Source organism: Yokenella regensburgei, from assembly GCF_051486985.1.
Classification (GTDB): Bacteria; Pseudomonadota; Gammaproteobacteria; order Enterobacterales; family Enterobacteriaceae; genus CBFFRJ01.
In genome coordinates, this window is sequence record NZ_JAHVDV010000007.1 from 62,050 (window position 1) to 79,552 (window position 17,503).

Sequence of the window (17,503 nt, forward strand, 5' to 3'; positions counted from 1 at the left end):
GTGAACGACATGGTTGATATGACTAAAACTACCCCTGAGAAAAAGCTGACCCAGGGCGATATTCGTAGCGTGTTCATCCGTTCTAATCTCTTCCAGGGGTCATGGAACTTTGAACGTATGCAGGCGTTAGGTTTTTGCTTCTCCATGGTACCGGCGGTAAAACGCCTCTATCCGGAAAACAATGAAGCGCGTCGTCAGGCGATTAAACGCCACCTGGAGTTCTTCAATACCCATCCCTATGTTGCCGCGCCCGTACTTGGGGTAACGCTGGCGATGGAAGAACAACGTGCCAACGGTGCCGAAATCGACGACGGCGCCATCAACGGTATTAAAGTCGGTCTGATGGGGCCACTGGCAGGGGTGGGTGACCCGATATTCTGGGGCACCGTACGTCCGGTCTTTGCTGCCCTCGGTGCCGGTATCGCCATGAGCGGGAGCCTGCTTGGTCCACTGCTCTTCTTCGTGCTGTTTAATCTGGTGCGTCTTGCCACCCGTTATTACGGCGTGGCTTATGGTTATCGCAAAGGGATCGATATCGTTAAAGACATGGGTGGCGGCTTCCTGCAAAAACTGACGGAAGGGGCCTCTATTCTCGGGCTGTTTGTCATGGGGGCGCTGGTTAACAAATGGACGCACGTCAATATTCCCCTTGTCGTGTCGCGCATCACCGACCAGACGGGCAAACAGAACGTGACGACGGTCCAGACGATTCTTGACCAACTGATGCCAGGTCTGGTGCCACTGCTTTTAACTTTCGCCTGCATGTGGCTGTTGCGTAAAAAAGTTAACCCGCTGTGGATTATTGTCGGCTTCTTCGTCATTGGTATCGCTGGTTATGCCGTGGGCCTGTTAGGCCTGTAAACCACTGTGCTATAACCGGGGCCTGGCCCCGGTTTTTTACTTTCAGGAGCAACAATGACGCTTACGGACAGCATTCTGGTACTGTTTATTGCAGCCCTTCTGGCTTACGCCATTTATGATGAACTGATCCTGCCAGCACGTCATGGTGAAAGCCTGTTGACCCTCCCTCTTCTACGCCGCAGTCGTGTGGATGCAAGCATTTTCGTAGGTTTGCTGGTGATTCTTATCTACAACAATGCGGTCAATGGCGGTACGACCTTAACCACATGGTTATTGTGTGCGCTGGCGTTACTGGCCATTTATCTCTTCTGGATCAAGGTGCCCAAAATCCACTTCAAAGCTCACGGCTTTTATTATTCTTCTGTCTGGATCAAATATGACCGAATTAAAGAGATGAATTTATCGGAAGATGGGGTGCTGGTGATGCAATTAGAGCAGCGCCGTTTGCTGATTCGGGTGAAAAATATTGATGACCTTGAGAAGGTTTATCATGTTCTTGTGAAACATCAATAACATAAAAATAACCTCATCAAAGATATCCGTATATTTATTAGGCATCAATATAGCCATTGCTATATTAAAGGTGCCAAAACCTCTTCACTCTATATAGATTACAATCACCACTCAAACCAAATGAAAATCGTTATCAACTGGAGCACGGAATTAACTTTCAGTTGTTGTTTTATATTCAATAAATATGTTAAGGTTGCGCCCGTCATTGGGGAGTAGCCGATTTCTGTTATCCCGGAAATGTACGTGTCAACATACTCGTTGCAAAACGTGGCACGTACGGACTGATCCTTCTCAGTCAGGCGAGACCATAGACACATTCACTGCTGTTTACTGGGGGCAGTGGTGTGTTTTATGGAATTCCCGGTCAGGACGCTCGCATGAATCTATCCGCTACTCTTTTCCTCGCTTTTGGCATGTCTATGGATGCTTTTGCTGCTTCCATAGGAAAGGGTGCCACGCTACATAAGCCTAAGTTTTCAGAAGCTCTGCGTACCGGTCTCATTTTTGGGGTTATCGAAACGCTGACCCCGCTCATTGGCTGGGGAATGGGCATGCTGGCCAGTCAGTTCGTGCTTGAATGGAATCACTGGATTGCGTTTATCTTATTAGTCTTTCTGGGCGGCAGAATGGTGCTGGAAGGCTGCCGTGCCGGAAGTGAAGATCCCCTGCACGCTCCCTGTCGGCATGGTTTTTGGTTACTGGTTGCCACTGCTATCGCCACAAGCCTGGACGCTATGGCTGTTGGCGTTGGGCTTGCTTTCCTTCAGGTCAATATTATAACTACCGCCCTGGCCATCGGTTGCGCCACTCTGCTTATGTCCACACTGGGTATCATGATTGGTCGCTTTATTGGCCCGCTGTTGGGTAAACGTGCCGAGATCCTGGGCGGGATTGTACTGATTGGAATTGGTGTACAGATCCTGTGGGGGCATTTCGCCCCTTAATCAACACGTCTGAGGCAGTGCACGGTAAAATCCGTTTCGCAGGTAAACTGCGCTTTACCAGCCAGTGCCTCCCACACCTCTGGTCTGGCACGCCAGGCAAAAGGCGTCATTTGCAGTAATGCCACGGCTTCTTTTCCGGTGAGGCTCATCTCGTAGGCAATTGACTGCTGTTCAATAACCTCAAAACCTTCAATCTCGCCCGCATCCGGAGCATGTAACTGTACTTCCTGATAAATCAGGCCCTTCAATGCTAACAAATGTCGGGGTCCCGGCGAGGCAGTGATGATAATACCTTCTGGTTTGACAACCCGTTTTAACTCTTCTGCTTTACAGGGCGCATAAATCCTTACTACCGCATCAATGCTGCTTTCCTTAAAGGGAAGACGATGGCTGGAAGCCACACAGAACATTGCTTCGGGATAACGTTTTGCCGCCGCGCGAATAGCAGCCTTTGAGACGTCAAGCCCAACCATTTTCGCCCCTCTGCTGGCCGCCACACTCGCAAAAGCACGGGTGTAGTACCCTTCCCCGCAGCCGATATCGAGTAAAGCTTCCGCGCACTCCGGCAGAAATTTATCAAGCTTTGCTGCGATGGCGTCACGGAGTGGCTGATAATGGCCGGCATCAAGAAAAGCACGCCTGGCCTGCATCATTTCTGCGCTGTCGCCCGGATCGCGGGAACGCTTATGCTGTACAGGCAGTAAATTTACATACCCTTCTTTTGCAATATCAAACTGATGGCGGTTTACGCAGGAAAAACTGTTTACTGAACGATGCAAAGGCGCGTGGCAGAGTGGGCAACTGAAGGGCATAACAACTCCGGAACTCGAAAAAGGGCCAAAGTGTACCGCCATTCCTGCCCGCGGGGAATGCGGAGCAGAAATTAAAAAGCCCCGCACAAGTGCGAGGCTTTCCGCTGACATTGATACGCCGCTGGCGTTTCAGGATCAGTGGTTTTGAAATCAGATGGCTGTTACGTTTACAGCAGCCGGGCCTTTCTGGCCATCCTGAATTTCAAACTCAACGTTCTGACCTTCAGCCAGGGTTTTGAAGCCATTACCCTGAATTGCAGAGAAGTGTACGAACACGTCTTTGCTGCCATCAGCAGGAGTAATGAAACCGAAGCCTTTAGACTCGTTGAACCACTTCACTTGACCTTTAATCTTTGCCATTTGCAATATTCCTTAATGTATATACTTTGCCCGCAGGCATTCACTGAGATAAAACTGAGACATTACTGCTTGAGGCACTAATATAAGGTTCGGCAGAGAAGCGGTATTCAACGAAAACGTGTTTACTCAGGACTTCTTTACTGAAAATGCCACACATAAACAGAACTGTACCTCGTTTGACCCTAAACGTGTTATCACATACAACGTTAATTATGGCAAGCCATTTTTAAACATGTCTGGATCCGTCGCACAAATTAACGGGTATTCGCCCAAGTAATGCACATTTAAGCAATACCTTATACGCTAAATGATTCAGCAGATTCCATCACACTGTATGCAAAAAACACACGAACTAACCATAGCGCAACATGTCAGGTTAGTCTATGTAAGCACTTAAATTTATTCAAATATAGCGTATATCATTCGTATGATTTAAGCGTGGCTTTATCATTAATACTGATGAGTTAAGTGTGCGAACTTCTTGAACAGTAGTAAACCAAATGCAACTGTTAACTATCGAGTAATTCTTGTGCAAATAATTCAGCCACTGCACCAAAATAATGAATGCTTGATGACAACGCCTCATAAAAAGGCAATAAAAACGTTTCGACGGTATTAACAACCTTTTAATTATTAGAAATAAAAAAATAGTATCAATAAGTGCTGCTTTAACCTTGCAAAGTCAAATATTGACCAATTTTGAGAATGTTGAAATTTGAGAACCCTGTCACCGTTTCGTTTAATGCGTTTTGCAATTCGTTTACAGGTTCATCTAAAGATTCATCCGCGAGTTCAAATACTCCCCAGTGAATGGGAAATGCGCGGGGTTGCCCAAGTTGACGCCACAAATGTACAGCTTGCTGCGGATCCATATGATTAGAAGCCATAAACCAGCGCGGCGCGTAGGCCCCAATGGGCAAAGCAGCAAGAGTAATGTCCCCCAGTCGCTGCGGGATTTGTAGCAAATCGGACGAGTATCCGGTGTCGCCAGGAAACCAAAAACGCTGACCGCAATGCTCAATAACCCAGCCGCACCACAACGATGCATTACGATCCCAAAATGTTCTCATACTCCAGTGCCGGGCAGGTACAGCTGTAAACGTCATTCCATGAAAGGTTTCCGCTTCCCACCAGTCACGTTCAACCACCTGCCTCGCCCCACGACGCTGTAGCCATTTACCCAGGCCAAGCGGGGCAAATATCGTTACCTCAGGAAAGCGCGCAACCAGCTGCCGAATCGTTTTATCATCCAGATGATCGTAATGGTTGTGTGAAATGACAATAGCGTCAAGGGAGTGAAGTTCGTCGACGGACAACGCTGGCGGCGTACGCCGTAAGGGGCCAGCAAAGGAAAGCGGTGAGGCGCGCTGCGATAAGACAGGATCTGTCAGAATAAACCGGTTTTGTATCTGCAAAAGGATCGTGGAGTGACCCAACCACCAGATTTTATCCTCTGTTGCTAAGGGATCGAGTTCCGCCTTCTGCCACCAGCGTGCAGTAAACTGCTCATAACCACCGGCGGGGGGCAGCGGAAGTCCTGCGGCTTTACGCTCCCTTCGCCAGCGCTTAACGTCACCCGGTTTATGGCCGCCGGGACGCATGTTCTTGAAGCCGTCGGAAGTATGATGAGGGAGTGAAGCATTAAACCAGGGATTTTTATGTGCCATGTCACTCCCCTTATCAGCAACTGTTCGGCTAATCAGCGCTCGGCAACCAGACGAATGAACTCATCGTCTTTACTTTTAGCGCTGCCAGGCTGCTCAACGGGCTGCTCTTTCTCTGGTTCATTCGCTTCACATAAGCGACGTAACAGTGCAGTCTGACGTTTTTGCTGATCGAGCATCGCTTCCAGCAGCTCAATGTGCTCATTGGTGCGCGAGCTGGCACGGTTAATGAAGAACCACAATACCAGGCCGACCAGCAATACCACTACTGAAACCATCAACGCCGAAAAATTAAGCGCTCCAGAATTTATCACTTCGTTCATTTCACCACCTCAACCAAAACGCAGTATTCTACCACTGGCGGTAAAGAAGGGTATCGCTTCACGAAAAAAAGCAGTTACCAGGGGATAAATTTATTTATGACGCAAATACCGCTGTAAAACTGAACACCTTCATCGCACATCACATTTAGCGTTTGAGTCCAGAGCAGCAGGCAGATTGCCAGCACGGCAACCAGCAACAGCCATCTAAATTTTCTCACTCCACTCTCCGATACTTACCCGAATGTCATAACGTTAGCATGACAACCTTAAACCGCGACTAACTCTGTAAGGTTGATTTTTAGGAATGCTCAACTTGCGGCTCACCGTGATTACGGTAGCCTTCCAGAGAATATTTTCAAGCAAGGAAGAGCGATGCGAACACTTATTCGTACAATTATTTTACTCGCGCTGGTATGGGTCGGTATTTTACTGAGCGGCTACGGTGTGCTTATCGGCAGCAGTGAAAATGCTGCGGGGCTGGGTTTACAGTGCAAGTACCTGACGGCGAGAGGCGTGAGTACAGCGCAATATGTGCACTCATCCAGCGGGATCATCGGTTTGACTCAGTGCCCGATTCTTCGAAAAAGTGAAATAGTCGTCGATAACGGTTAAGAAAGCGCCGCAAATATGCGGCGCCTGTCTATTAAAAGGGATAAGCCGTGTAACCCATCTGTTCTGAAATTTTGCGGGCTGCCTGATGAAGCATTTCAACATACTCATGCAGGCGCTCTTCGGAAAATCGCAGGGTCGGGAACGAAATACTCAGACCGGCAATGACAACGCCAAAACGGTCAAAAACAGGGACGCCGATGCAACGCAACCCCTCTTCCTGTTCTTCGTTATCTTCACCATAGCCCTGCTCCCGAACCACATCAAGCATACTCAGCAGCGCTTCAGTGCTGGTGATGGTGCGCTCTGTGCTACGTTTATACTCCACGCCTTCAAGGATTTGCCGCACTTCATCACGCTCACGCCAGGCTAAAAGCACTTTACCAATCGCGGTACTGTAAAGCGGGTTACGACGTCCAATTCTGGAGTACATGCGCAGGTTATACATAGAGTCAATTTTATGGATGTAGACAATGCTGTCTTCATCCAGCGCACCCAGGTGGATGGTTTCTTTAGTCAGACGAGAAAGCTCACGCATCTGGATGTCCGCACTGCGAATTAAATCCACATTTTGCAGCGCCCGCGCGCCCAGTTCGAAGAGTTTAAGCGTTAATGAATACTTTTCAGACTCACCTTCCTGGGCGACATATCCCAGTGATTTCATCGTCTGCAAAAAGCGATAAACGGTGCTTTTAGACATCATAACGCGCTGCGACAGCTCGGTGATGCCGATTTCGCGTTCCTCGCCCAGCGCCTGCAGAATGCCAAATACCTTTAATACAGAAGAAACAGAATCCGGCTGCTTATCCAAATCTGCGATTGCCATTACTCACCTCATCGCCAGTGTTTTATAAAAATTAGAATAGGTTTTTATTATAAATTTCTCACCAGTCGGTCGCAATGCACGATTACCGACTTCGTAACAAATCTGCGATATAAAACCGGAATCGTGGTTTGCCCTTTCACCCGACAGTAAGAGGATGAATTAGTGCTTAACACACTGCCTTTGAATGAGTGGCGCTTAAAAAACGTGTTGCTGCCTGTTGTGGGGTATAAAAAAAAGCGCGTCAAAGACGCGCTTTTTTAGCCTGCTCATCGCTTATTTCAGATACTCACCGCTACGCAGTGCTTCGATACGTTTATCCAGTGGCGGGTGAGTCATAAAGAGCTCACTCAGGGATTTAGATTTACCATTGATGCAGAAGGCCATCATGGTGCTCGCTTCCTGAGGTTCGTAACTGGTTTTTAATCGCTGCAGCGCAGCAATCATTTTCTCACGACCCACAAGTTTCGCAGAACCGGCATCCGCATGGAATTCGCGGTGACGCGAGAACCACATGGTAATAATGCTGGCCAGAATACCGAATACCAGCTCAAGCACGGTCGCGACTACAAAATAGATGAGTGGATTACCGTTGCTCTCTTCACCTTCATCGCGGTTCCCCCCCATGAAGCCTGCTGCAATCTGCGCCAGGATGCGGGAGATGAAAATGACAAAGGTGTTAACCACGCCCTGAATCAGCGTCATGGTGACCATGTCACCATTGGCTATATGGCTGATCTCATGAGCGATAACCGCTTCCGCCTCGTCACGACTCATGTTCTGCAGCAGCCCGGTGCTTACGGCGACTAAGGATGCATCGCGCCGCGCGCCGGTAGCGAAAGCATTGATATCAGGCGCATGGTAGATAGCCACCTGTGGCATAGCAATGCCCGCCTGACGGGACTGGTTAGCGACGGTATCCATCAGCCAGCGCTCCATATCATTGCGTGGTTGTTCGATAACTTCACCGCCAACCGATTTGAGCGCCATCCATTTCGACATCAGTAGCGAAATGAACGAACCGCCAAAACCAAACAGCAGTGCCATTATCAGCAGTCCCTGCACGCTGCTCGACCGAATACCCGTCAAACTGAGCACCAGGCCGAACACCAACATCACGGCCAGGTTAGTTAACAGGAAGAGCGCGATTCGCATCATAATTTTCTTTTAACCTCTGTTTAACAAAACGCACTATGCGATTACCCACATCGTATGGGTAATAACGCTATTTTCAAGCATCAGAATGCCGTAAGTGACCAGAAAGACACAACTTTACATTTTGTAGCATCATGCTTACGCGATGCTGTTGTTGTTAAAAAAACAGGCACAATTTCTTGTGCCTGGGAAGGAGTTATTTCGCGGGGGCCGGCTGAGCTGCCGGGTTATCTTTTTCCATCGCGGCGAGATCAATCGCGATGTGAACCGTCTCATCAAGATAAGGATCTGGCTCTTTGTAATCTTTCGGCAGGTCGTCCAGTTTTTTCAGCGACGGCTTACCTTCGCGCTTGAAGCGATCGTTAAGACGCGCCAGACGAATAGCATCGTCTTCGGCATTCTCTTTCTCACGCTGTGCAAGGTTCAAAGAGACCTGATTACGTTTATCTTTCAGCGCATCGAAGCGTGCAATGTCCTTCAGGATGTACTGGAACTCAGGATCTTTAGCGATACGTTCATCATGTTTTTTCAGCAATGCGGGTCCAAACGGCTTCATATCACCCGAGCGGGTAAAGCTGGCTGCATTAATGCTGTCCCACGGCAGAGCGTTGTCTTCGAATTTCTCACCCGTTTCGGTCTCCTGCGTTCCCGTCGGCATGATGATATCCGGTGTAACACCCTTACGCTGCGTACTGCCGCCGTTGACGCGATAGAACTTCTGAATCGTGTACTGCACGGAGCCCAGCGCTGGCCATTCAGGTCGAAGCATCTGATCGTAAATACGATTCAGAGAACGATACTGCTGTACTGTACCTTTGCCGAAGGTAGGCTCGCCTACCACCAGCGCCCGACCATAATCCTGCATTGCAGCGGCGAAGATTTCTGAAGCAGAAGCACTGAAGCGATCAACCAGCACGACCAGCGGCCCTTTGTAATACACCACGCCATCAGTGTCGCTGTCTTCGCGCACTTTGCCGTTGTTATCACGCACCTGAACGACCGGACCGGAAGGGATGAACAGACCCGACAGTGAAACCGCCTCTGTCAGCGCACCACCACCGTTGGTACGCAGGTCAATCACAACGCTGCTTACGTTCTGTTTTTCCAGTTTCTGCAACTGAACTTTCACGTCGTCAGTCAGCCCGACATAGAAGCCAGGAATATCGAGTACGCCAACTTTCTCTTTACCGACGGTTTTCACGGACATTTTAACCGCGCGGTCTTCCAGACGAATACGTTCACGTGTCAGGGTAATGGTGCGCGTTTTGGTCCCTTTTCCTGCAGGCAGGATCTCCAGACGTACTTTGCTGCCTTTAGGCCCTTTGATGAGAGCAACGACGTCATCAAGACGCCAGCCGATCACATCAACCATGTTTTGCCCTGTCTGACCCACACCCACGATACGGTCGCCAACGCTTATCGCTTTGCTCTTCGCGGCTGGTCCACCAGCAACCATGGAATTGATGACGGTATAGTCATCATCCATTTGCAGCACCGCCCCAATCCCCTCCAGAGACAGACTCATCTCGGTGTTGAACTGTTCGGTATTACGCGGCGATAAGTAGTTAGTATGCGGATCGATTTCACGGGCAAATGAAGTCATTGCCAGCGAAAACACATCTTCACTGTTGGTTTGTGCCAGACGACGAATCGCAAATTTATAGCGACGAGTCAGGGTTTCACGTATTTCCTGATCGTTCTTGCCTGTTAACTTAAGGCTTAACTGATCGTATTTAACCTTGCTGTCCCATAACGCATTCAGCTCAGCCTCATCTTTTGGCCAGGGCGCTTTACTGCGGTCAAGGTTAAAAACATCATTACCCGAGAAATCCATTGGCCGCTCCAGCACTTTTAGCGCGTACTGGTAACGTTCAAAACGGCGTTTTTGAGCAAGATTATAAAGATCGTAAAAGACATCCAGTTTTCCGCTACGCAACTCGTCACCAAGCAGCGTTTTTTTCTGCGCAAACTGTTCAACATCGCTGGCTAACAGCACATTGTGACTGTAATCGAGAAGATTCAAATAGCGGGCGAATATTTTGGCCGAAAAAGCCTGATCCAAATCGAACTGGCGGTAATGCGAACGCGTAAAACGTGACGTTACCCGTTCGCTGACCGTGGCGTGCTGCGTCTCTTCCTTTAATACGGGAATCTGATCGGCACGCGTAATATCTTCTGCTGCGAATACCTGGCCTGTTATTAACAACAGGCCAGCCAACGCGGTGCGCTTAAACAAAGTGTTCATGCCAGGCCAGGCCTCCGTTTCAGAACATCAAATGTTCTGCGCGTACAATCATCGACATACCCGAAGTAAGCTGTACGCGAACGCCATCTTTGGTGATTTCCGTTACGGTAGCGTCCATCGCATTATTACCCGCTTTTACCTTCAGGCTCTGGCCTACGCTCAGTACAGATAAGTCTGAAACTGGAGTGTGACGCTCTTCTTTAGGTGCGCGTTGGGGTTTTGCTGCAGGTTTATCAGCGCGCGCTTTTTGCTCACCACCCTCTTTACGACGGGGCGCTGGACGCGGTTTACGCTCACGGCGCGGCGCTTCTTCTGTCTCTCCGGCGGCAGCAGCAGCTTCACGTTTTTTCGCTTGTTGTTCTGCGCGCTGTGCCTGAACACGAGCCTTCGCTTCTTCAAGCTGCTTACGCGCATGTTCGACATGTTGCTCATCCAGCGCACCACAGTCATTACCGTCGAGATCAACACGGATCGCGCCAGCTTTGATACCGTAGAGATAGCGCCAGCTTGATGTATAAAGGCGTAAGGCTGAACGAAGCTGAGTTTTGCTGAGGCTCATCTCACCTTCAACACGTTCAACAAGGTCCTGAAAAATACCAATTTTCAGGGGACGCGCTTCGCCTTCTGCACTGAAACAGTGAGGAAAACGTTCGGCCAGAAACGCGATAACTTCTTTACTGCTATTCAACTTAGGTTGATTTTCCATGAAATTTCCTGATTACAACGGACGTTGCCAACAAGCGCAGGCATGAACAGGCGTCATTATAATGACGCTATCAGTAATTGCTACGTTATCCGTTGATTATCCTGCGACGTCCGTAAAGAATTTTTTGTGATCGGTGTTTTCGAGAACGTTTTGAAGGTGTGAAACCAGCTCACGTAAACCACTTTCATCCTCATGAGTAAAACGAGAATATTCAACGCTGTCGATATCCAGTACGCCAATAATTCTATTATTCACCGTAATTGGTAAAACGATTTCGGAATTACTGGCGGCATCGCAGGCGATATGACCATCAAACTGATGCACATCTTCCACACGCTGCACCTGGTTTTGCGCAACTGCCGTACCACATACACCCCGACCAACCGGGATACGCACGCAGGCCAGCTTGCCCTGAAACGGCCCGAGAACAAGCGTATCGCCTTCAAGAAGGTAAAATCCTGCCCAATTTACGCCACTCAAGCGCTCAAACAGCAATGCGCTGGTGTTCGCCAGAGTAGCCAGAAAACTGGTTTCTCCTGCCATTAACGCCTGAAAATCACGGTTTAAATCCGCGTAAAATTCTGTTTTGTTCATTTTCCAGTCACTTTAAGTCTTGCGATGTCTTACTGCATAGCCTATTAAAATAAGCATTAAATGCGTTGATGCTCAAGAAGTTCCAATCATGAGTTAAGATAGTAGCATTCCTGAATTTATCATTTGCTTGCAATGGCCCTTAAAAACCGACAGATAACGCCTGCTAAAAAGATGGCCGTCCATGCCATTGGCGACCCATTGCCACGCGCACACTATCAGCGATGCCCGCAATGCGATACGCTTTTTGCATTGCCGGTGATGAAATCGCACCAAAGCGCCTTTTGCCCGCGCTGTGACGCCAAAATCCGTGACGGGCGGGACTGGTCATTGACTCGTCTGGCCGCCATGGCGATCACCATGCTGCTATTAATGCCCTTTGCATGGAGCGAACCACTGCTACATCTCTATTTGCTTGGCGTGCGTATTGACGCAGACGTGCTGCAAGGCATTTGGCAAATTGTAGCCCAGGGCGACCCCTTAACCGCAGCTATGGTGCTGTTTTGTGCAGTAGGCGCCCCGCTCATTCTGGTCGCGGCGATTGCCTATCTATGGCTGGGAAACATTCTCGGCATGAATCTTAGACCCATTTTACTCATGCTGGAGAAGCTGAAAGAGTGGGTCATGCTGGATATCTACCTCGTCGGCATCGGTGTCGCCTCCATTAAAGTGCAGGATTACGCTTACCTGCGTCCTGGCATCGGTCTGATTGCGTTCATCGCGCTGGTCATTCTCAGCATCATGACCATTATTCACCTTAACGTTGAGCAACTTTGGGAGCGTTTCTATCCCCAGCGTCCCGCCCGGCGCCCTGATGAGAAACTACGGGTCTGCCTGGGATGCCATTTTACCGGCTTTCCCGACCCGCGAGGCCGTTGTCCCCGCTGCCACATTCCTTTACGCGTTCGCCGCCGTCAAAGTGTGCAAAAAAGCTGGGCTGCACTCATCGCCTCGATGATTTTTCTCTTTCCGGCCAACCTGTTGCCCATATCCGTGATTTATATAAACGGTGCCCGTCAACAGGACACGATTATGTCGGGCATTATCTCGCTTGCCGAAAGCAATATCGCCGTCGCTGCCGTGGTATTTATCGCCAGTATTCTGGTGCCATTTACCAAAGTTATTGTGATGATTACACTGCTGCTTAGCATCCACTTTAAGTTTGAGGAGGGGTTGCGCGCGCGCCTCACCATGTTACGTATCGTCACATGGATTGGTCGCTGGTCCATGCTTGATTTGTTCGTCATCTCGCTAACGATGTCACTGATTAATCGCGATCAATTGCTTGCATTTACTATGGGACCCGCTGCGTTTTACTTCGGCGCAGCGGTAATATTGACTATTCTTGCTGTGGAATGGCTGGACAGCCGCTTACTTTGGGATGCACATGAGTCAGGAAACCCCCGCTTCGCCGACAGAAGCGCGCATTAAAACCAAACGTCGCATTTCGCCTTTCTGGATTCTGCCGGTTCTTGCACTGCTCATTGCCGGCTGGCTCATCTGGAACAGTTATGAAGATCGCGGCAATACCATCACAATCGATTTTATGTCGGCAGACGGGATCGTTGTTGGCCGCACGCCCGTTCGCTATCAGGGTGTGGAAGTGGGTACAGTTGAGGACATTCGCCTGAGCGAAGATCTGAAAAAGATCGAGGTACGCGCCAGCATTAAATCCAATATGAAAGATGCGTTGCGTAATGAAACGCAGTTCTGGCTGGTCACGCCAAAAGCCTCACTGGCTGGCGTTTCCGGGCTGGATGCGCTGGTCGGCGGCAACTACATCGGCATGATGCCAGGCAAAGGTGAACCGCAGGAGCATTTTGTTGCGCTGGATACCCAGCCCAAATATCGGCTCAATAACGGCGAGTTAATGATTCACCTTCATGCTCCCGATCTCGGTTCCCTTAACAGCGGGTCGCTGGTTTATTTTCGCAAAATCCCGGTCGGTCGCGTTTACGATTACTCGATTAATGCCAATAAACAGGGCGTGACCATTGATGTACTTATCGAAAGACGCTTTACCAACCTTATCAAAAAAGGGAGCCGTTTCTGGAACGTCTCCGGTGTGGATGCTGATCTGAGCCTGAGCGGAGCGAAAGTAAAACTTGAAAGCCTAGCGGCACTGGTCAATGGCGCTATTGCATTTGACTCCCCGGAAGGCTCTGCCCATGCCGATCAGGATGATGAATTTGGCCTCTATGAAGACCTCGCCCATAGTCAGCGCGGGGTGCTGGTTAAGCTGGATTTACCCGACGGGAAAGGCCTTAAGGCAGGCTCTACCGCGCTAATGTACCAGGGGCTGGAAGTGGGTGAGCTGACCAAAATCAACCTCGACCCGGGCGGCACCGTTACCGGTGAGATGACGGTCGATCCGGGCATTGTTAATCTGCTTCGCGACAATACGCGAATCGAAATGCGCAGCCCTAAACTTTCGTTAAACAATGCCAGCGTCAGTTCACTCCTGACGGGTACCACGCTGGAACTGGTGCCAGGCGAAGGCCAGCCGCGAAATCATTTTGTGGTGTTGCCTTCGGATAAAACGCTGTTACAGGAACCAGGCGTCGTAACCCTGACGCTTAAGGCCCCCGAAAGTTATGGTATCGATGCCGGGCAACCTCTGGTGTTGCATGGCGTACAGGTAGGTCAGGTACTTGATCGCGATCTCACCAACAAAGGCGTCTCCTTTGCTATCGCCATCGACCCGCAGTATCGCGACCTGGTGAAGGGTGACAGTAAGTTTGTGGTAAACAGCCGGGTCGACGTCAAAGTAGGCCTGGACGGCGTTGAGTTTCTAGCCGCCAGCGCGAATGAGTGGCTCAGCGGGGGTATTCGTATATTGCCTGGCACCAAAGGCGATATGAAGCCTGACTACCCGCTCTTCGCTAATCTCGATAAGGCTCTGGAAAACAGCCTCAGCGATCTGCCGACCACGACCCTCACGCTGACCGCCGATACGCTGCCTGATGTTCAGGCCGGTTCTGTTGTGCTTTATCGTAAGTTTCAGGTCGGCGAAATCATTACCGTTCGCCCTCGCGCAAATGCCTTCGATATTGAAGTTCATATCAAACCCGAGTATCGCTCACTGTTGACCAACAACAGTGTGTTCTGGGCTGAAGGGGGAGCGAAAGTACAGCTCAACGGTAGCGGTCTGACCGTGCAGGCATCGCCGCTGTCGCGCGCCATCAAAGGCGCCATCAGCTTCGATAACCTTAGCGGTGCCGGCGCCAGTGCGCGCAAAGGCGACAAGCGTATTCTTTATGCCTCCGAAACCACGGCGCGTGCGGTAGGTAGCCAGATAACCCTGCATGCCTTCGATGCCGGCAAGCTCGCAGCCGGGATGCCGATTCGTTATCTGGGTATTGATATCGGGCAGATCTCTAATCTGCAGCTCATTACCGACCGGAGCGAAATAGAGGCAACCGCCGTGCTGTATCCGGAGTATGTGCAGAAATTTGCCCGTAACGGCACCCGTTTCTCGGTGGTCACACCGCAAATCTCCGCTGCGGGCGTCGAAAATCTTGATACGATTTTGCAACCCTATATCAATGTCGAACCCGGTCATGGCGAGACGCGCAGAGAGTTTGAGATTCAGGAGGCGACAATCACTGACTCACGTTATCTCGATGGCCTGAATATCGTGGTTGAGGCACCTGAAGCTGGTTCACTGAACATCGGCACGCCGGTGCTTTTCAGAGGTATTGAGGTTGGCACCGTGACGGGGTTAATGCTTGGTTCCATGTCTGACAGAGTGATGGTCGGTTTACGCATCAGCAAGCGGTATCAGCATCTGGTGAGAAACAACTCCGTCTTCTGGCTGGCGTCAGGTTATTCCCTGGACTTTGGTCTGACAGGCGGCGTGGTTAAAACCGGCACCTTCAACCAGTTCATTCGCGGTGGCGTGGCCTTTGCTACTCCGCCTGGCGTGCCGCTTGCGCCAAAAGCGCAACCGGACAAACACTTCCTGTTGCAGGAAAGCGAACCGAAAGAGTGGCGGCAGTGGGGGACCGCACTGCCCCGCTAATTAACGCTTTGCTCCGGCGTGCCTGCGCCGGAGCGAGTGTGTTACACTGCGCGCCTCTTCGATTCCTGTGGTATTCCTCGTGGCTCAAAACGCTGTATATCTCCCTGATGACTTCCTGGCTCAAATGCGTGACGCCATGCCTGCCAGCCTCTCCTTTGACGACTTTATCGCTGCCTGCCAGCGCCCGTTGCGTCGGAGTATTCGTGTCAATACTCTCAAAATTTCTGTTGAGCGCTTTCTGGCGCTTGTTGCCCCTTACCAGTGGCACCTTACGCCGGTTCCCTGGTGCGACGAGGGCTTCTGGATCGAGCGGGAAGATGAGGACGCCCTGCCCTTAGGCAGTACCGCAGAACATCTCAGCGGGCTGTTCTACATTCAGGAAGCCAGTTCCATGCTGCCGGTAAGCGCGCTATTCGCCGATGGCGAACTGCCGGAGCGGGTCATGGACGTTGCCGCAGCACCAGGATCAAAAACCACCCAGATTGCAGCGCGCATGGGTAATAGCGGCGTGATTCTGGCCAATGAATACTCTGCCAGTCGTGTGAAGGTATTGCACGCTAACATCAGCCGCTGTGGGATTACTAACGTTGCCCTGACCCATTTTGATGGCCGCGTCTTTGGCCCGGCGTTGCCCGAGGCTTTTGACGCCATTCTGCTCGATGCTCCCTGCTCCGGCGAAGGTGTAGTGCGCAAAGATCCGGATGCCCTGAAAAACTGGTCTCATGCCAGTAATCTTGAGATTGCTGCCACGCAACGGGAACTTATCGACAGTGCTTTTCACGCGCTACGCCCTGGTGGAACCTTAGTCTACTCAACCTGCACTCTGAACCGGGACGAGAACGAAGCTGTCTGCCACTGGCTTTTGCAGCAGTATCCTGACGCAGTCGAGTTTGTGCCGCTGGGGGACCTGTTTTGCGGAGCCGGGAAAGCATTAACCGCTGAAGGCTTTCTGCATGTCTTTCCTCAAACCTATGACTGCGAAGGTTTTTTTGTTGCCCAGCTACGTAAACGCGCCGCTGTCACCCCGCTTCCCACGCCGCAGTACAAAGTGGGTAACTTTCCGTTTACTCGCGTAAAACCGCGTGAATCCAGCCAGATGATAGCCGCCGCTGCCGCTGTTGGCCTTCGCTGGGAGGACGAATTACAGCTCTGGCAACGCGATAAAGAGATTTGGTTATTCCCGAAAGCCATCGATGCTCTGCTCGGAAAAGTCCGTTTTTCACGTATCGGCCTGAAACTTGCCGAAACCCATAATAAAGGTTTTCGCTGGCAGCACGAGGCCATTGTTGCGCTGGCCGATGTCACTCATCCTTCAGCCTTTGAGCTATCGCTCACGGAAGCGCAGGAGTGGTACCGTGGGCGCGATCTCTATCCACACGCGGCTTTGGCGCAGGATGACGTGCTCGTAACCTATCAGCATCAGCCTTTGGGGCTGGCGAAAAAAATCGGTTCCCGGCTTAAAAACAGCTATCCGCGTGAACTGGTACGCGATGGTCGTTTGTTTGCCGCCCCGGATGAGTCGTAGAAAAAACGCACGATTCGACTGGCATCTTGTCATTTGTTGTACCAGGCTAAAAAGTGGACGGCTTTACTGGTCGTACCACATTTTTCCATCAACGGAGAGCATTATGACGAAGACCAGCGTGCGTATTGGCGCATTTGAAATCGATGATGCCGAGTTGCAGGGCGAAACTCAGGGTGAACGTACTTTGCGCATCCCCTGCTCATCCGACCCGGATCTTTGTATGCAACTTGATGCCTGGGACGCGGATACCAGCATTCCGGCGATCCTTGACGGCGAACATTTTGTACTGTACCGCGAGCATTACGATCAACAATCTGACACCTGGATCATGCGCCTTGCCTGATTCATCGG

Annotated in this window: 18 protein-coding genes, 1 pseudogene and 1 riboswitch; of the genes and pseudogenes, 8 read left to right on the plus strand and 11 right to left on the minus strand. The window is 50.6% G+C overall.

Annotation, left to right across the window (positions count from 1 at the left end):
- Positions 1-9 precede the first annotated feature (9 nt).
- The 3 genes from KXR87_RS07220 (at position 10) to mntP (ending at position 2,318) form a co-directional block, all read left to right on the plus strand.
- Positions 10-861, plus strand: coding sequence for a PTS mannose transporter subunit IID (locus KXR87_RS07220; protein WP_437431587.1), 852 nt, complete (start codon positions 10-12; stop codon positions 859-861).
- 54 nt (positions 862-915) lie between these two features.
- Positions 916-1,374 carry a DUF986 family protein gene (locus KXR87_RS07225; protein ID WP_437431588.1) on the plus strand — a complete coding sequence of 153 codons (459 nt, stop codon included), beginning with the start codon at positions 916-918 and terminating at the stop codon, positions 1,372-1,374.
- Positions 1,375-1,569: 195 nt separating this feature from the next.
- Positions 1,570-1,745, plus strand: a riboswitch (yybP-ykoY riboswitch).
- 6 nt (positions 1,746-1,751) lie between these two features.
- Positions 1,752-2,318: a manganese efflux pump MntP gene (gene mntP / locus KXR87_RS07230; protein WP_437431589.1), complete on the plus strand. Its 567-nt coding sequence runs from the start codon at positions 1,752-1,754 to the stop codon at positions 2,316-2,318.
- Here mntP and rlmA read toward each other — a convergent pair.
- The 6 genes and pseudogenes from rlmA to mgrB form a co-directional block, all read right to left on the minus strand.
- On the minus strand, positions 2,315-3,130 hold the full coding sequence (gene rlmA / locus KXR87_RS07235; protein ID WP_437431590.1) for a 23S rRNA (guanine(745)-N(1))-methyltransferase: 816 nt from the start codon (positions 3,128-3,130) through the stop codon (positions 2,315-2,317). The two genes, mntP and rlmA, sit on opposite strands and share 4 nt — an antisense overlap.
- A 150-nt stretch (positions 3,131-3,280) precedes the next feature.
- Complete coding sequence (cspE, locus tag KXR87_RS07240) at positions 3,281-3,490, minus strand: transcription antiterminator/RNA stability regulator CspE (RefSeq protein ID WP_001062678.1); 210 nt, start codon at positions 3,488-3,490, stop codon at positions 3,281-3,283.
- A 12-nt stretch (positions 3,491-3,502) separates the two neighbouring features.
- Positions 3,503-3,647: pseudogene (locus tag KXR87_RS07245) on the minus strand (DUF2627 domain-containing protein).
- Positions 3,648-4,158: 511 nt separating this feature from the next.
- Positions 4,159-5,157 carry an MBL fold metallo-hydrolase gene (locus KXR87_RS07250; RefSeq protein ID WP_437431591.1) on the minus strand — a complete coding sequence of 333 codons (999 nt, stop codon included), beginning with the start codon at positions 5,155-5,157 and terminating at the stop codon, positions 4,159-4,161.
- A gap of 32 nt (positions 5,158-5,189) precedes the next feature.
- Positions 5,190-5,477 carry a YebO family protein gene (locus KXR87_RS07255; protein WP_437431592.1) on the minus strand — a complete coding sequence of 96 codons (288 nt, stop codon included), beginning with the start codon at positions 5,475-5,477 and terminating at the stop codon, positions 5,190-5,192.
- Positions 5,478-5,551: 74 nt separating this feature from the next.
- Positions 5,552-5,695 (minus strand): PhoP/PhoQ regulator MgrB, encoded by a 144-nt coding sequence (mgrB, locus tag KXR87_RS07260; protein ID WP_437431593.1) that lies wholly within the window; start codon positions 5,693-5,695, stop codon positions 5,552-5,554.
- 154 nt (positions 5,696-5,849) lie between these two features.
- Here mgrB and KXR87_RS07265 point away from each other — a divergent pair, with 154 nt between their 5' ends.
- A complete protein-coding gene (locus tag KXR87_RS07265) occupies positions 5,850-6,089 on the plus strand; it encodes a YobH family protein (RefSeq protein WP_437431594.1) in 240 nt (79 codons plus the stop codon).
- A gap of 31 nt (positions 6,090-6,120) precedes the next feature.
- Here the strand turns inward: KXR87_RS07265 and kdgR are convergent, their stop codons facing one another.
- The 5 genes from kdgR to KXR87_RS07290 all read right to left on the minus strand — a co-directional run bounded on the left by kdgR (position 6,121) and on the right by KXR87_RS07290 (position 11,609).
- The gene (kdgR, locus tag KXR87_RS07270; RefSeq protein ID WP_437431595.1) at positions 6,121-6,912 is read right to left on the minus strand and encodes a DNA-binding transcriptional regulator KdgR; all 792 of its coding nucleotides are present in this window, start codon (positions 6,910-6,912) and stop codon (positions 6,121-6,123) included.
- Between the two features lie 273 nt (positions 6,913-7,185).
- Positions 7,186-8,067, minus strand: a complete 882-nt coding sequence (gene htpX / locus KXR87_RS07275) for a protease HtpX (RefSeq protein WP_437431596.1) — start codon at positions 8,065-8,067, stop codon at positions 7,186-7,188.
- Positions 8,068-8,260: 193 nt separating this feature from the next.
- Entirely contained in the window at positions 8,261-10,309 is a 2,049-nt protein-coding gene (gene prc, locus KXR87_RS07280; RefSeq protein ID WP_437431597.1) for a carboxy terminal-processing peptidase, read from the minus strand.
- A 19-nt stretch (positions 10,310-10,328) separates the two neighbouring features.
- The gene (gene proQ, locus KXR87_RS07285) at positions 10,329-11,015 is read right to left on the minus strand and encodes an RNA chaperone ProQ (RefSeq protein WP_437431598.1); all 687 of its coding nucleotides are present in this window, start codon (positions 11,013-11,015) and stop codon (positions 10,329-10,331) included.
- A 96-nt stretch (positions 11,016-11,111) separates the two neighbouring features.
- Positions 11,112-11,609, minus strand: a complete 498-nt coding sequence (locus KXR87_RS07290) for a GAF domain-containing protein (protein WP_437431599.1) — start codon at positions 11,607-11,609, stop codon at positions 11,112-11,114.
- 132 nt (positions 11,610-11,741) lie between these two features.
- Between KXR87_RS07290 and yebS the strand changes: the two genes are divergently transcribed.
- The 4 genes from yebS to KXR87_RS07310 all read left to right on the plus strand — a co-directional run bounded on the left by yebS (position 11,742) and on the right by KXR87_RS07310 (position 17,495).
- Positions 11,742-13,037, plus strand: a complete 1,296-nt coding sequence (yebS, locus tag KXR87_RS07295; protein ID WP_437431600.1) for a membrane integrity lipid transport subunit YebS — start codon at positions 11,742-11,744, stop codon at positions 13,035-13,037.
- A complete protein-coding gene (locus KXR87_RS07300) occupies positions 12,994-15,627 on the plus strand; it encodes an MlaD family protein (protein WP_437431601.1) in 2,634 nt (877 codons plus the stop codon). Before yebS ends, KXR87_RS07300 begins: the two co-directional genes overlap by 44 nt.
- A gap of 79 nt (positions 15,628-15,706) precedes the next feature.
- Positions 15,707-17,152, plus strand: coding sequence for a 16S rRNA (cytosine(1407)-C(5))-methyltransferase RsmF (gene rsmF / locus KXR87_RS07305; protein WP_437431602.1), 1,446 nt, complete (start codon positions 15,707-15,709; stop codon positions 17,150-17,152).
- Positions 17,153-17,255: 103 nt separating this feature from the next.
- Positions 17,256-17,495 carry a YebV family protein gene (locus KXR87_RS07310; protein WP_437431603.1) on the plus strand — a complete coding sequence of 80 codons (240 nt, stop codon included), beginning with the start codon at positions 17,256-17,258 and terminating at the stop codon, positions 17,493-17,495.
- Positions 17,496-17,503: the final 8 nt, after the last annotated feature.